Origin of the sequence: Streptomyces aurantiaciflavus, assembly GCF_049808595.1 — a bacterium.
Lineage (GTDB): Bacteria > Actinomycetota > Actinomycetes > Streptomycetales > Streptomycetaceae > Streptomyces.
The window spans coordinates 87,705-101,695 of record NZ_JBNCAQ010000026.1; the positions used below are offsets into that span (position 1 = coordinate 87,705).

The 13,991-nt window shown below is 70.9% G+C and carries 11 protein-coding genes; 1 reads left to right on the top strand and 10 read right to left on the bottom strand.

The window, feature by feature from the left end; translation table 11 throughout:
• Nucleotides 1–125: 125 nt before the first annotated feature.
• From ACPT94_RS28355 to ACPT94_RS28380, 6 genes are all read right to left on the bottom strand, one after another.
• Complete coding sequence (locus ACPT94_RS28355) at nt 126–866, bottom strand: SDR family NAD(P)-dependent oxidoreductase (RefSeq protein ID WP_425247143.1); 741 nt, start codon at nt 864–866, stop codon at nt 126–128.
• Nucleotides 867–980: 114 nt separating this feature from the next.
• Nucleotides 981–2,567 (bottom strand): Na+/H+ antiporter, encoded by a 1,587-nt coding sequence (locus tag ACPT94_RS28360; RefSeq protein WP_425247144.1) that lies wholly within the window; start codon nt 2,565–2,567, stop codon nt 981–983.
• A 118-nt stretch (nt 2,568–2,685) separates the two neighbouring features.
• Complete coding sequence (locus tag ACPT94_RS28365) at nt 2,686–3,156, bottom strand: GNAT family N-acetyltransferase (protein ID WP_425247145.1); 471 nt, start codon at nt 3,154–3,156, stop codon at nt 2,686–2,688.
• The gene (locus ACPT94_RS28370; protein ID WP_425247146.1) at nt 3,153–4,097 is read right to left on the bottom strand and encodes an RluA family pseudouridine synthase; all 945 of its coding nucleotides are present in this window, start codon (nt 4,095–4,097) and stop codon (nt 3,153–3,155) included. The genes ACPT94_RS28365 and ACPT94_RS28370 overlap by 4 nt, the downstream gene beginning before the upstream one ends.
• A gap of 51 nt (nt 4,098–4,148) precedes the next feature.
• On the bottom strand, nt 4,149–4,787 hold the full coding sequence (lspA, locus tag ACPT94_RS28375; protein WP_360349309.1) for a signal peptidase II: 639 nt from the start codon (nt 4,785–4,787) through the stop codon (nt 4,149–4,151).
• A 67-nt stretch (nt 4,788–4,854) separates the two neighbouring features.
• Nucleotides 4,855–6,597, bottom strand: a complete 1,743-nt coding sequence (locus tag ACPT94_RS28380; RefSeq protein ID WP_425247147.1) for a TraR/DksA family transcriptional regulator — start codon at nt 6,595–6,597, stop codon at nt 4,855–4,857.
• A gap of 601 nt (nt 6,598–7,198) precedes the next feature.
• Here ACPT94_RS28380 and ileS point away from each other — a divergent pair.
• Nucleotides 7,199–10,342 carry an isoleucine--tRNA ligase gene (gene ileS / locus ACPT94_RS28385; RefSeq protein WP_425247148.1) on the top strand — a complete coding sequence of 1,048 codons (3,144 nt, stop codon included), beginning with the start codon at nt 7,199–7,201 and terminating at the stop codon, nt 10,340–10,342.
• Between the two features lie 597 nt (nt 10,343–10,939).
• Here ileS and ACPT94_RS28390 read toward each other — a convergent pair.
• From ACPT94_RS28390 to ACPT94_RS28405, 4 genes are all read right to left on the bottom strand, one after another.
• On the bottom strand, nt 10,940–12,082 hold the full coding sequence (locus ACPT94_RS28390) for a DivIVA domain-containing protein (protein WP_360349299.1): 1,143 nt from the start codon (nt 12,080–12,082) through the stop codon (nt 10,940–10,942).
• Between the two features lie 53 nt (nt 12,083–12,135).
• Nucleotides 12,136–12,420 (bottom strand): YggT family protein, encoded by a 285-nt coding sequence (locus ACPT94_RS28395; protein ID WP_020129925.1) that lies wholly within the window; start codon nt 12,418–12,420, stop codon nt 12,136–12,138.
• Between the two features lie 63 nt (nt 12,421–12,483).
• The gene (locus ACPT94_RS28400; RefSeq protein WP_189938610.1) at nt 12,484–13,125 is read right to left on the bottom strand and encodes a cell division protein SepF; all 642 of its coding nucleotides are present in this window, start codon (nt 13,123–13,125) and stop codon (nt 12,484–12,486) included.
• 126 nt (nt 13,126–13,251) lie between these two features.
• Entirely contained in the window at nt 13,252–13,986 is a 735-nt protein-coding gene (locus tag ACPT94_RS28405) for a YggS family pyridoxal phosphate-dependent enzyme (RefSeq protein ID WP_425247149.1), read from the bottom strand.
• Nucleotides 13,987–13,991 lie beyond the last annotated feature (5 nt).

Genomic DNA, 13,991 nt, shown 5'->3' on the forward strand with positions numbered 1-13,991 from the left:
CGCGGGGGGGCCGCGGGGCCCCCCCCCCCCGGGGGGGGGGGGCGGGGCCGGGGGGGGGGGCGGGGCCCGCCCCGCCCCCGCGCCAGCGCCGCGTCCACGACGCGCCGCGCGCGGACCGCTGACCGTCAGCGCCCGCGCTCGGCGCCTCCGTTGACCTGTACGACCTGCGAGGTGACGTGCCCGGCGCCCGGGGAGGCCAGCCAGTGAAGGGTGGCGGCGACATCCCCGGGCGTCCCGGCGCGCCCGTTCGCCGTCTCCCCCACGAGCCGCTCCCGCCGAGCCTCCTCGATCGCCCCGCCGAAGAACTCGGTGTCCTCGACGTACCCGGGCGCGACGACGTTCACGGTGACACCCTGCGGCCCCAACTCGCGCGCGAGATCATGCGCGTACGGGTGCAGCGCGGCCTTGGCGCCGCCGTACGCCCCGCTTCCCGACCCCCGGTAGGCGGCGATCGAGCTGATGAACAGCACCCGCCCGCCCGGCCGCGCGAGCCGGTCCTTCAGCGCCTCCGTGAGCAGGGCCGCGGTGAGGACGTTGATCCGGAAGTTCAGGGCCCAGGTGTGGGCGACGCGATCGAGGGGGTCGTCGCTGTCGGGCTGCGGCTCCAGTTGCCCGGTCCCGCCGGCACCGTGGACGAGCACGTCCACGGTCCCGAGGGTCTCCCCGACGAACAACTCGACCTGCCGCACCTCGTCGGGCTCACTGAGGTCGGCGGCATAGGTGAGCGCTCCGTCCACCCCGGCCTTCTCCAGTACCTCCCGCCGCCGTCCGAGCAACAGCACCCGGTCTCCGTCGGCGGCGAAGACCCGCGCCGCGGCGAGCCCGATTCCTGTACCTCCACCACTGATTACTACGTTTCGTGCCATGGTCCCGACCCTATGAAGGAGGAGACGCGGGGTCACCAGGATTTACACGGCCGCCATGAACAAGGCACACATCCGAACGGCCGGGCGTCGCACGCGCGGGAACCACCGCGACCGTCACCGCAGACTCCGCACATCGAGATGCCGCAGCACCCGATCCACGATCTCCGGATCGGCCCCCGCCTCACTCCGCGCCGCCACCACCTCGTGCCGCGCAGCGCTCAGCATCTCCCCCTGAATCCGCCGGACCCGCTTCAACCTCCGCACCCGCTGCTCATGCGCCTCCCGCCGCTCGTCCTCCCCGATGTCCGGGCTGATCCGCAGCCCGATGTCGAAGGCCCGCCGCACCATCTGCTCGGTCAGCTCCTCGGGCAGCTCCTCCTCGGCCTCGATCTCCCGAAGCCTGCGTTTGGCCGCCTTGGCCGCCCGCACGGCCAGTTCCTTCTCGAACGCCTTCTCCCGGTCCGTGTCGGCCTGCACCCCCAGCCGCTTCACCAACCAGGGCAGGGTCAGCCCCTGCAACACCAGCGTCGCCATGATCACCCCGAAGGCGATGAACACGATCTCGTCCCGGTCCGGAAAGGCGGCCCCGTCCTCGGTCTGCAACGGGATCGCCAGCGCCAGCGCCACCGAGGCCACCCCCCGCATCCCCGACCACCACATGACGACGGTCTCCCGCCAGCCCATCGGAATGTCCTCGTCGTGGTCCCGCCTGGCGTGCATCCGCCGGGTGAGCCAGGTGGCCGGCAGCAGCCACAACAGCCGCACCAGCACGACGACCCCGACCACCGCCGCGGCCCACCCCAGCATCTCCCCCCACCGCCCGGACGCCGTCCGGATCGCGTTGTGCAGCTCCAGCCCGATCAACCCGAACGCGACCCCGGTGACCATCGTGTCCACGATGTCCCAGAAGGTGTGCCCGGCCAGCCGTGTCATCACGTCGTCGGGATCGGTGGCGAACTCCGCGAGGTAGAGCGCGGTGGTGAGCACGGCGAGCACCCCGGAGCCGTGGAACTCCTCCGCCATCACATACGAGGCGTACGGCACCAGCAGGGTCAGCCCGATCTGCAGGGTCGCGTCTCCGAGCAGGTCCATGAGCTTGTTGGCGCCCCATCCCAGCGCGAGCCCGACCGCCACGGCCACCACGGCGGACAGCACGAGATCCAGCCCCGCCCGCCACGGTGAGAAGGTCCCGCTCACGACCGCGGCGATCGCCACGTGGTACAGCACGATGGCCGTGACGTCGTTGAACAGCCCCTCGCCCTCCAGGATGGACACCAGCCGTCGCGGCAGCCCCAGTTGCCCGGCCACCGCGGTCGCGGCCACCGGGTCGGGCGGCGCGACGAGCGCCCCGAGCGCGATGGCCGCGGCGACCGGCAGCCCGGGCACGATCGTGTGGGCGACGGCGGCCACGCAGAGCATCGTGACGAAGACCAGCGCCACGGCGAGCAGGAAGATCGGCCGTTTGTTCGCCGTGAACTGCCGCCAGGAGGTCCGCCGGACCGCCGCGTACAGCAGGGGCGGCAGCAGCAGAGGCAGGATGAGGTCGGGCGGGATGCTCACATTGGGCACGAAGTCGAGGATCGCGAGCACGATCCCGAGCAGCGTCATCAGGACCGGCGCGGGCAGCCCCAACCGGTCTCCCAGCGGGACGCTCACCACGGCCCCCAGCAACAGGATGAACAGCAGGGCCAACTGATCCACGGTCAGCGCTCCGGGGTTCCAGGGTCACAGGGCTCACTTCCAGCCTGCCCCGTCACCCCGCCACCAACCGGTCCACCCCCCGGCCGGCAACCCGTCCCAGCGCGTCCCGGCCACCCGGCTACAGCACCCGCCGCATCGCCCGGTGCGGAAGGCCCGCGTCCATGAACTCCGGCCCGTGCGCCGCGTATCCGAGGCGCTCGTAGAACCCCAGCGCGTGCGTCTGAGCGTGCAGGTCCACGGCCACGAGCCCACGCGCGCGTGCCGCCTCCTCGATGGCCCGCACCAGCGCGGCACCGACGCCGAGCCCGCGCGCCTCCCGCGTCACGGCGAGCCGCCCCAGCGAGCCGACCGACGGGTCGCCGTCGGTCTTCGCCGCGGCCGCCTCGCCGTACAACAGCCGCCCGGTCCCCAGGGGTACGCCGTCCTCCCCGACCGCCAGGACGTGCACCGCGCCGGCGTCGTAGGCGTCGTACTCGAGGTCCTCGGGGACCTGCTGCTCGCCGACGAAGACCTCCTTGCGCACCCCGAAGCAGGCCTCGCGGTCGGCGGGATCCTCGGCGATCCGCACCTCGTACGCGCGCGTGCTCATCCGTAGGTCTCCTCGCGGACCTGGTCCAGGGCGTTCTGCAGATCGTCCGGGTAGTCGCAGGAGAACTCGACCCACCGCCCGTCCCCGGGGTGCTCGAAGCCCAGCCGCACCGCGTGCAGCCACTGCCGGGTCAGGCGCAGGCGCTTGGCGAGCGTCGGGTCGGCGCCATAGGTCAGGTCACCGACGCACGGGTGGCGGTGGGCGGCCATGTGAACGCGGATCTGGTGCGTACGGCCGGTCTCGAGCTTGACGTCCAGCAGGGAGGCCGCGCGGAACGCCTCGATCAGGTCGTAGTGCGTGACGGACGGCTTGCCGTCCGCGGTGACCGCCCACTTGTAGTCGTGGTTCGGATGCCGGCCGATGGGCGCGTCGATGGTGCCGCTGGTCGGGTCGGGGTGGCCCTGGACGAGCGTGTGGTAGCGCTTGTCGACCGTGCGCTCCTTGAACTGGCGCTTGAGCGAGGTGTACGCGTACTCGGACTTGGCGACCACCATCAGACCCGAGGTGCCCACGTCGAGCCGGTGCACGATGCCCTGGCGCTCGGCGGCGCCGGAGGTGGAGATGCGGTACCCGGCGGCCGCGAGACCACCGATGACGGTCGGTCCGGTCCAGCCGGGCGAGGGGTGCGCGGCCACGCCCACCGGCTTGACGATCACGACCACGTCCTCGTCGTCGTGGACGATCTCCATGCCCTCGACCGGCTCGGCGACCACCTGCACCGGCGCGGGCGCCTGCGGCATCTCGACCTCGAGCCAGGCACCGCCGTGCACGCGCTCGGACTTCCCGACCACCGACCCGTCGACCGTGACCTTCCCGGCCGCGGCGAGCTCGGCCGCCTTGGTCCGGGAGAAGCCGAACATGCGGGAGATGGCGGCGTCGACGCGCTCGCCCTCCAGACCGTCGGGCACGGGCAGGGTACGGATCTCGGGAATCGTGGTCACCCGTCGAGTATGCCGGACGGGTCCGGAGCCCTCGTACGCCAGCCCGGACGCTCAGTCCTTGTGGACGGTGCCGTCCGGGTCGAGCCCCTTGAAGGACAGCAGCACGATCAGGATCCCGCCGCACACGATCGCCGAGTCGGCGAGGTTGAACACCGCGAAGTGCTTCGGTGCGATGAAGTCCACGACCGCGCCCTCGAAGACACCCGGCGAGCGGAAGATCCGGTCGGTGAGGTTGCCGAGCGCGCCGCCGAGCAGCAGGCCGAGCGCGATCGCCCAGGGCAGGCTGTAGAGCTTGCGGGCGAGCCGGGCGATCACCACGATCACCGCCGCCGCGATCACCGTGAAGATCACGGTGAACGCCTCACCGAAGCCGAAGGCCGCGCCCGCGTTACGGATCGCCTCGAACCGCAGCCAGTCCCCGATGATCTCGATCGGCTCGTGGTGCTCCAGCTTGGCGACCACGATCATCTTGCTCACCAGATCGAGGGCGTACGCGAACGCGGCGACCGCGAACAGCACGGCGATCCGGCGCTTACCGCGGGGCCCGCCGGCCCCGGCCGCCGCCGGCTCGTCCGCACCGGGCGACTCGCCCGACGCCGGCTTCCCGACGTGCTCGTCGGACGGCTCCGGCTCGGCTCCCGCCGCCTCGGGGGTGTCCGGCGTACCGATGATGCGCTCCGCCTCTGCCACGTGAGTCCCTCAACCTAGGTACCTGACTGAGGACGAGAGTACGGCACGCCCTCCGGCCATCGGGTGATCAGTACCGGCGCTCCTGCTTCTGCTTGCACTCGACGCACAGCGTGGCCCGCGGGAAGGCCTGCATACGGGCCTTGCCGATGGGGTTGCCGCAGTTCTCGCACAGGCCGTACGTACCCGCGTCGAGCCGTTCCAGGGCGTGTTCGGTCTGGATCAGCATCTCGCGCGCGTTGGCGGCCAGCGCCAGTTCGTGCTCGCGGGTGATGTTCTTGGTGCCGGTGTCCGCCTGGTCGTCGCCGGCACCGTCTCCGGAGTCCCGCATCAGTCCCGCGAGGGCCGCCTCGGACGAGGCGAGCTCCGCGCGCAGCCGTTCCTGCTCTGACTGCAGTTCGGCGCGGGCCTCCGCGGCCTCTTCCGGAGTCCACGGCTCCTCACCGGGGCGCACCGCCAGCTCGCCGGGCTCCGCCGCGACGAGCCGTGCCTTGGGAACGGCCGTCTTCGCCGCCGTGGCCGTGCCAGGAGTCTTCTTCGCAACCACCGTTGTGGCTCCCGTCTGCTCCGCGGCCGAGGCCGCGCCCACCTTCTTGGCCGTGCTCTTCCTGGCGGCGCCCTTTCCGACGGGGCCCTTCCCGGCCGCTACCTTCCCGGCCGCACCGCCCTTGCCACCGGCCCCCTCCGAAGCGTCGACGGTCTGCCCGACCGTCCCCTCCGAACCGGCGTCCACTGTGGCGACCGCGCCTTCCGCGACGGCAGCCGTCCGGTCTGCCGCGCCTTCCGGCACCCCAGCCGCCTGACCGATCGCGCCCCCCGCACCGGCGCCCATCTCGCCGCCGGCGCCCCCCACCACCGCGGCCGTCCCGGAGCCCGCGGCCTTCTTCGCCGCGGCCCTCTTCGCCGTCGCCTTCTTCGCCGTCGCCTTCTTCCCGACAGCCGTCTTCCCGACAGCCGTCTTGTCAGAGACGGCCTCCTTCCCGACCGCCTCTCCGGCCGACCCGACCACTTTCCTGGCCGACCCGACCACCTTTCCGGCCTGCCCGGCCGTCTTCCTGGCCGACGTGGTCTTCTTCCCCGACGCGGTCTTTTTGGCCGGTGCGGTCAGGGCCGGCACAGCCTCCTCGACCGACGCGGCCTCCTCGACCGGCACCTTCCTGCCCGACCCCTTCTTGTCGGCCCCGGCCGTCTTCCTGGCCGGCACACCCTCAGCGCCCGACGCGGACCGCCCGGCCGCCGCCTTCCTGCCCGCCGGCGTCTTCCTGGCAGCCGCCTGCTTCGCGGCCGCCTTCTTGACGGCCGTCTGCTTGTCAGCCGTCGTCCTCACCGTCGTCCTGTCCGCCGTCGCCCTGTCCGCCGTAGCCGTCCTGACGCCCGTCTGTTTCGCCTGCGCCCTCTTCGCGGTCGTCTTCCTCGCGGGCGCCTCCTCCACGGGCGCCCTCTTCGCAGCAGCCGTCCTCCTGCCAGTGGTCTCCTCGGCGACCGCCTTCCTGTCCGCACCCTGCCCGGCAACCGCCCGCGTCGCGGCAGCCGCCCCGGCGACCACCTTCTTCCCCTCCGAAGCCCCGGCAACCCCCGGTCTGCCCACCCCCTCCCCCACGGTCGCCTTCTTCCCCCCGGCCGCCTTCCTCGCCTCCCGGGCAGCAGCCCCCACCGCCCTCACGGCCTTCACCGTCTTGGCGGCACGCGCGCCGCCCCCGCCCCGCGTGCTCTTCTTCCCGCCGACGTCCTTGGCATCCCTGGCCGCGCCGCCGGAGGCACCCATGGGCCTGCCGGACGCCGACTGCTGTACGGCGGTCTTCTTCGCCACCATGGCCGCGGCCCCTTCACATATTGTGATCTTGCGCGCGAATCGTGCTGGGACGATAAATCGACTTTGGTCCCGCGGCAACGGGGCGCACCGCCCGATTCGCCCGCCTCGCGCATGCCGCGCGGCAAGCCTGCATGCGTTGTGCCCAGCTCCCCGCCGGGTAATCCGCCGAGCTCACGGTCCCAGGATCCGAACACGCGTACCTCCCCATTCGGGTCATCCCGGACGCGCCCCCGCTCCTCGGCCAGGGCCCCGGAAAACCGGTCTGCCGCTGTCGTCGCCGCGCCGTACACTGGGCGGAGCGAAAAGCGTGGATGGGGACGAGTAGCGGCGTACGCAGCCCAGAGCGACCCGGGGACGGTGGGAGCCCGGGGGCGAGCGCGACGTGAAGATCACCCCGGAGCCGCCGGAAGAAAGCCTCAGCCGACAGGCGAGGGCGAGTAGAACCGGCATCGCGACCCCAATGAGGGGGCTCACCGGAGCGCAGGTCGCACCGGAGGGCCAAGGAGGGTGGTACCGCGGGAGCGCGCCGCACACGGCGTAGACAGGCAAGAAGGCTCTCGTCCCTCCGACGGAAGGCAGAACGTCCGCCGGAGGAAGATCGATGACGCAGTACCGCCAGGTGCCAGCCCAGGTCGACCTGCCCGCCCTCGAGCACGCGGTGCTCGACTTCTGGCGCGAGCAGAAGATCTTTGCGAAGAGCCTGGAGCAGTCCGAGGGCCGCCCCGAGTGGGTGTTCTACGAGGGCCCGCCCACCGCCAACGGCATGCCGGGCGCCCACCACATCGAGGCGCGCGTCTTCAAGGACGTCTTCCCCCGCTTCCGCACCATGCGTGGCTACCACGTGGCCCGCAAGGCCGGCTGGGACTGCCACGGCCTGCCGGTGGAGCTGGCGGTGGAGAAGGAGCTCGGCTTCTCCGGCAAGCAGGACATCGAGAAGTACGGCATCGCCGAGTTCAACGCCAGGTGCCGCGAGTCGGTGACCCGGCACACCGACGCCTTCGAGGCGCTCACGACCCGCATGGGCTACTGGACCGACCTCCAGGATCCCTACCGCACGATGGACCCGGAGTACATCGAGTCGGTCTGGTGGTCGCTGAAGACGATCTTCGAGAAGGGCCTGCTGGTCCAGGACCACCGCGTCGCCCCCTGGTGCCCCCGCTGCGGCACCGGCCTGTCCGATCACGAGCTGGCGCAGGGCTACGAGACGGTCGTCGACCCGTCCGTGTACGTCCGTTTCCCGCTCACCTCCGGTCCGCTCGCCGGCCAGGCCGCGCTCCTGGTCTGGACGACCACCCCGTGGACCCTGGTCTCCAACACGGCCGTCGCCGCGCACCCCGAGGTCACCTACGTCGTCGCGACCGACGGCGAGGAGAAGCTCGTCGTCGCCGAGCCGCTCGTCGCCAAGGCTCTCGGCGAGGGCTGGGAGACCACCGGCGAGACCTTCACCGGCGCCGAAATGGAGCGCTGGTCCTACCAACGTCCGTTCGAGCTCGTGGAGTTCCCGGCCGACGTCGCGACGCACTACGTCGTCAACGCCGAGTACGTGACGACCGAGGACGGTACGGGTCTGGTCCACCAGTCCCCCGCCTTCGGTGAGGACGACCTCAGGGTCTGCCGCTCCTACGGCCTGCCGATGGTCAACCCGGTCCGCCAGGACGGCACCTTCGCCGCGGACGTCCCCCTGGTCGGCGGCATCTTCTTCAAGAAGGCGGACGAAAAGCTCACCGAGGACCTCCAGCAGCGCGGCCTCCTCTTCAAGCACATCCCGTACGAGCACAGCTACCCGCACTGCTGGCGCTGCCACACCGCGCTCCTCTACTACGCGCAGCCGTCCTGGTACATCCGCACCACGGCCGTCAAGGACCGTCTCCTCCAGGAGAACGAGAAGACCAACTGGTTCCCGGAGACGGTCAAGCACGGCCGCTTCGGCGACTGGCTGAACAACAACATCGACTGGGCGCTGTCCCGCAGCCGCTACTGGGGTACCCCGCTGCCGATCTGGCGCTGCGAGGACGACCACCTCACCTGCGTCGGCTCCCGCGCGGAGCTCACCGAGCTGACCGGCACCGACCAGTCGACCCTCGACCCGCACCGCCCGTTCATCGACGACGTCACCTTCGCCTGCCGCCACGACGGCTGCGGCAAGACGGCCACGCGCGTGCCGGAGGTCATCGACGCCTGGTACGACTCGGGTTCGATGCCGTTCGCGCAGTGGGGCTACCCGTACAAGAACAAGGAGCTGTTCGAGAGCCGCTACCCGGCGCAGTTCATCTCCGAGGCGATCGACCAGACCCGCGGCTGGTTCTACACGCTGATGGCCGTCGGCACCCTGGTCTTCGACAAGTCGTCGTACGAGAACGTCGTCTGCCTCGGCCACATCCTCGCCGAGGACGGCCGCAAGATGTCCAAGCACCTGGGAAACACCCTGGAGCCGATCCCGCTCATGGACCGGCACGGCGCGGACGCGGTCCGCTGGTTCATGGCGGCCGGCGGCTCGCCCTGGGCGGCCCGCCGCGTGGGCCACGGCACCATCCAGGAGGTCGTCCGCAAGACACTCCTCACGTACTGGAACACGGTCGCCTTCCAGGCGCTGTACGCCCGCACGTCCGGCTGGGCCCCCTCCGAGGCGGACCCGGCCCCGGCCGACCGCCCGCTGCTGGACCGCTGGCTGCTGTCCGAACTGCACGCGCTCACCGACCAGGTGACCCAGTCCCTGGAGGCGTACGACACCCAGCGCGCCGGAAAGCTGCTCTCGGCGTTCGTCGACGACCTGTCCAACTGGTACGTGCGCCGCTCCCGTCGTCGCTTCTGGCAGGGCGACAAGGCCGCGCTGCGCACGCTGCACGAGGTCGTCGAGACGGTCACCAAGCTGATGGCCCCGCTGACCCCGTTCATCACCGAGCGGGTCTGGCAGGACCTGGTGGTGCCGGTGACCCCCGGTGCCCCGGAGTCCGTGCACCTGGCGTCCTGGCCGGAGGCGGACCTCTCGGCGATCGACCCGGAGCTGTCGAAGCAGATGGTCCTGGTGCGCCGCCTGGTCGAGCTGGGCCGCGCCACGCGCGCGGAGTCGGGCGTGAAGACCCGCCAGCCGCTGCGCCGCGCGCTCATCGCGGCCACGGGCTTCGACGCCCTCTCCCCCGAGCTGCACTCGCAGATCACGGAGGAGCTGAACGTCGAGTCGCTCGCGTCGCTGAGCGAGGTCGGCGGCAGCCTGGTCGACACGACCGCCAAGGCGAACTTCCGCGCCCTGGGCAAGCGGTTCGGCAAGCGCGTCCAGGACGTGGCGAAGGCCGTCGCCGGCGCCGACGCGGCCGCGCTCTCCCTCGCCCTGCGCGAGGGCACGGCGTCCGTGGAGGTCGACGGCGAGACCGTCACCCTCGCCCCGGACGAGGTGATCATCACGGAGACCCCGCGCGAGGGCTGGTCGGTGGCGTCCGACTCCGGCGCGACGGTCGCCCTGGACCTGGAGATCACGGAGGAGCTGCGCCGCGCGGGCCTGGCCCGAGACGCGATCCGCCTGATCCAGGAGGCCCGCAAGAACAGCGGCCTCGACGTCGCCGACCGCATCGCGCTCCGCTGGACCGCGACGGACCCGGCCACGGTGGACGCCCTGACCGGTCACTCCGGCCTGATCGCCGACGAGGTCCTCGCCACGGACTTCGCCCAGGGCGAGGCGGACGACACCTACGGCGCCCCGTTCACGGACGAGGGCCTGACCCTGACGTTCCGCCTGCGCAAGGCATAAGGACGTACGGAAGGGGCCCGGTTCTTCCAGGGAACCGGGCCCCTCCGCTCGCTCTCACGGAGCAGCGACGACGTAGACCGTGTAGTGCGGTTCCGTGCCAAGGTTCACGTCGACGCTGTAGCCGCCGGCGGTGAGGATGTCCCGTATCGCGCCCGTCATCGCCTCGATGACCGCGTAGCCGTACCTTCCCGCGGAGGCGCCCCTCCTCGGTGTCGGCCCCGGCCTGCCCGATGAACGTGGCCACGGCCGGCGCCAGGCCCCAGCCGACCCAGACCCCGGTGCCCGTGAGCTGTTCCTGCGCGTCCACATACACGACGGCTCCGGAGCCCTGCCCCGCCTGCATCCCGGCCGGGAGGACCGGGAGACCCGCGCAGGCCGGCTGAAGCCGTACCGCACTCGCCACCTGCTCCCGCAACCGCAGCGTCTCCGCGTAGGCCTGCCTCTGCTCCTGCGACTGCTCCCGCCGCCTCCGCCGGCCCATGACTCGCAGGCTAGCGGCACGCGGCCGCAACGCGCGGAAAAAGGGCGGGACCCCGGATCGGAATCCGGGGCCCGCCCTTTTGAACGCTGCCGACGCCTACGGCGTACTACTGGCCGTCAGTTGTCATCCTCGTCGATGAGGAAGCCGCGCATCGGCGAGGGGGCCTGGCCCATCGGCGACGGGCCCTGCGGCCGCACCGGAGCCATGGGCTGGGTCATCGCCGGGGACATCTGCTGCTGGCCGCCGTAGGACGGGGCAGCCGGGCTCGGCGCGCCCATGCCCTGGTTGCCGCCGTAGGACGGGGCACTCGCGCCGGCCGGGGCCATGGAGGGCGCCGGGGACGGCGGAAGCGAAGCCGTGGCCGGGGTGCGCGGCGGGGCGAGGGAGTCGTCGGCCTGGGTCTCCAGCTGACGCAGCTGGGACTCGAGGTACGACTTCAGGCGCGTACGGTACTCGCGCTCGAAGCCGCGCAGGTCCTCGACCTTGCGCTCCAGCGTGGCGCGAGCGGACTCCAGGGAGCCCATCGCGACGCGGTGCTTCTCCTGCGCGTCCCGCTCCAGGGCGTCGGCCTTGGCACGGGCGTCACGCTCGAGACCCTCGGCACGCGAACGCGCCTCGCCGACGATCTTGTTGGCTTCGGAGCGGGCCTCGGCGATCGCCTGGTCGGCGGTCTGCTGGGCCAGCGAGAGGACACGGGCGGCGCTGTCGCCACCGGGGCCCTGACCGGGGCCGCCCATCGGACCGCCCATGGGGCCGCCCATCGGACCGCCCATCTGCTGCTGCATGGGGGGCTGACCACCCATCGGACCCTGCCCCATGGGGCCCTGACCCATCGGACCGGGACCCTGGGGGCCCTGGCCGCCGGGACCTGCAGGCAGCTGCGGGGCACCGCTCGGCAGCTGGGGCGGACCACCCATGGGGCCACCCATCTGCTGCTGCGGCGGGCCCGATATGCCGGCGGGTACCGGAGCGCCCGGACCTCGCATCCCCTGCTGGGGCATGCCCTGCTGCTGGGGCGGCATGCCCTGCTGCTGCTGGTCCTGCGGCTCCGGAGGCTTGCGCATGTTCTGCTGGTTCTGGGCAGCAGCGCGCGTGGCCGCGGCCAGTTTGGCCCGCAGGTCCTCGTTCTCGCGGAGCAGTCGGGTCAGTTCGGCTTCGACCTCGTCGAGGAAGGCATCGACCTCGTCCTCGTCATAGCCTTCTCGGAGGCGGACGGTCGTGAACTGCTTGTTCCGCACGTCCTCGGGGGTCAACGGCATCTCTTCACCTCAACGTAGTCGTCGGCATTCGGCAAGACGGTAGTTCACATCGCTCACAGCCGGCTCACGATCGAGATCAGGATGTAGACGATGATCATCAGTACGAAGAAGGACAGGTCGAGCGCCACGCCCCCGAGACGCAGCGGCGGGATGACCCGCCGCAGAAGCTTGAGCGGTGGATCGGTGACAGTGTAGGTGGCCTCCAGAACGACCACCATCGCCTTGCCGGGCTGCCATGAGCGGGCGAACTGGAAGACGTAGTCCATGACCAGCCGGAAGATGAGCACGATGAGGAAGACCATCAGCGCGATGTAGACGACATCCAGGACCACGCTCATGTTCGGTGCTTCCCTCTCCCCTGCTTACGTGCTCTCGGTACTGCCTGTTTCCGGTCTTGCGTCTCAGCTCTGGTTGAAGAACCCGCCCTCTGCGATGCGGGCCTTGTCCTCCGCCGTGACATCGACGTTAGCAGGAGACAGCAGGAACACCTTCTGCGTCACCCGCTCGATGCTGCCGTGAAGACCAAACACCAAACCGGCCGCAAAGTCGACAAGTCGCTTCGCGTCTGTGTCATCCATCTCAGTCAGATTCATGATCACCGGGGTGCCCTCACGGAAGTGTTCCCCGATGGTACGGGCCTCGTTGTAGGTCCGGGGGTGAAGCGTGGTGATCCGGTACGGCTCTCGTTCCGACACGACCTTGGGCATGATCACCGGTGCGTTCTTCTCCAGGGACTGACGTTCTTGTGTGATGGATGCCACGGGCGCGATGCGCGCCGGGCGCCCGGATTCCGCGACGGGCGAAGCGGCTCGGGCCACTGGTTCGCGCGGCGCGGGCGGCTGCACGATTCTTACCTCTTCGTCCCTTTGGGACTGATGTGCACCATGTGACTGATGCGACGGCTCGTGCCGCCGATGGTCACGCTCGGGCTCAGGGTCGAGCTCGGGTTCGAAGTCGTCGTCGGGGTCGAATCCTCGGCCGTCGTACCCATCGTCCTCCACGAGGCCGAGGTAGACCGCCATCTTGCGCATCGCGCCGGCCATGCTCTGAGTCCTCCGCTCTGTGGTGGATCGGCTGACGACTGAAGTCCCGCGATCCACGAGGTCCTTACGCCCGCCTTTCGACGGTAATGACCATATTTTCTGCTGTGGTCCGACTTCTTGGCGACGTTACCCGAGCCTGGGGCGGACTCCGAGTACCGCAGTGCCGACGCGCACATGTGTCGCTCCGGCCGCCACGGCTTCCTCGAGATCCGCACTCATCCCTGCCGACACCATGTTCGCAGCCGGATGAGCTCGGCGCAGGTCAGTCGACAAATCCATCAACCGCTCGAACGCCGCCCGTTGGCGCCCCGCGTACTCCCCGGTCAGGGGTGCGACGGTCATCAGTCCGTCAAGCCGCAGCCCCGGGGAGTCCGCGACGAGGTCGGCCAACTCTTCGATTCCGCCGGGCGCGACACCACCCCGCTCCCCGCGCGCGCCTCCTCCCGCCGAAGGCTCCCCCGCGTCGAGCGCGACCTGGATGAGGCATCCGACCTCGCGCCCGGCCCGGACAGCCTCCTTGGAGAGGGTCGTCACCAGCCGGGAACGGTCGACGGACTGCACGACATCCGCATAACCGACCACGGAACGCACCTTGTTGGTCTGCAGCTGGCCCACGAAGTGCCAGGAAAGCGGCAGATCCGAGCAAGTCGCGGCCTTGGGCGCCGCGTCCTGGTCACGGTTCTCGGCGACGTGGCGCACCCCGAGCTCCGACAGGATCCGCACGTCGCTCGCCGGGTAGGTCTTGGTGACCACGATCAGGGTCACTTCCTCCCGCCCGCGCCCGGCGGCCGCGCACGCCGCGGCGATGCGCTCCTCCACCTTCGCCAGGTTTCCGGCGAGTTCGCCCTTACGGTCCGTCATGCTCC

Bases quoted from the DNA above. Each gene is read 5' to 3' on its own strand.
- ACPT94_RS28355 (WP_425247143.1), bottom strand. From the start codon at position 866: ATGGCACGAAACGTAGTAATCAGTGGTGGAGGTACAGGAATCGGGCTC.
- ACPT94_RS28365 (WP_425247145.1), bottom strand. From the start codon at position 3,156: ATGAGCACGCGCGCGTACGAGGTGCGGATCGCCGAGGATCCCGCCGAC.
- ACPT94_RS28380 (WP_425247147.1), bottom strand. From the start codon at position 6,597: ATGGTGGCGAAGAAGACCGCCGTACAGCAGTCGGCGTCCGGCAGGCCC.
- ileS (WP_425247148.1), top strand. From the start codon at position 7,199: ATGACGCAGTACCGCCAGGTGCCAGCCCAGGTCGACCTGCCCGCCCTC.
- ACPT94_RS28390 (WP_360349299.1), bottom strand. From the start codon at position 12,082: ATGCCGTTGACCCCCGAGGACGTGCGGAACAAGCAGTTCACGACCGTC.
- ACPT94_RS28395 (WP_020129925.1), bottom strand. From the start codon at position 12,420: ATGAGCGTGGTCCTGGATGTCGTCTACATCGCGCTGATGGTCTTCCTC.
- ACPT94_RS28400 (WP_189938610.1), bottom strand. From the start codon at position 13,125: ATGGCCGGCGCGATGCGCAAGATGGCGGTCTACCTCGGCCTCGTGGAG.
- ACPT94_RS28405 (WP_425247149.1), bottom strand. From the start codon at position 13,986: ATGACGGACCGTAAGGGCGAACTCGCCGGAAACCTGGCGAAGGTGGAG.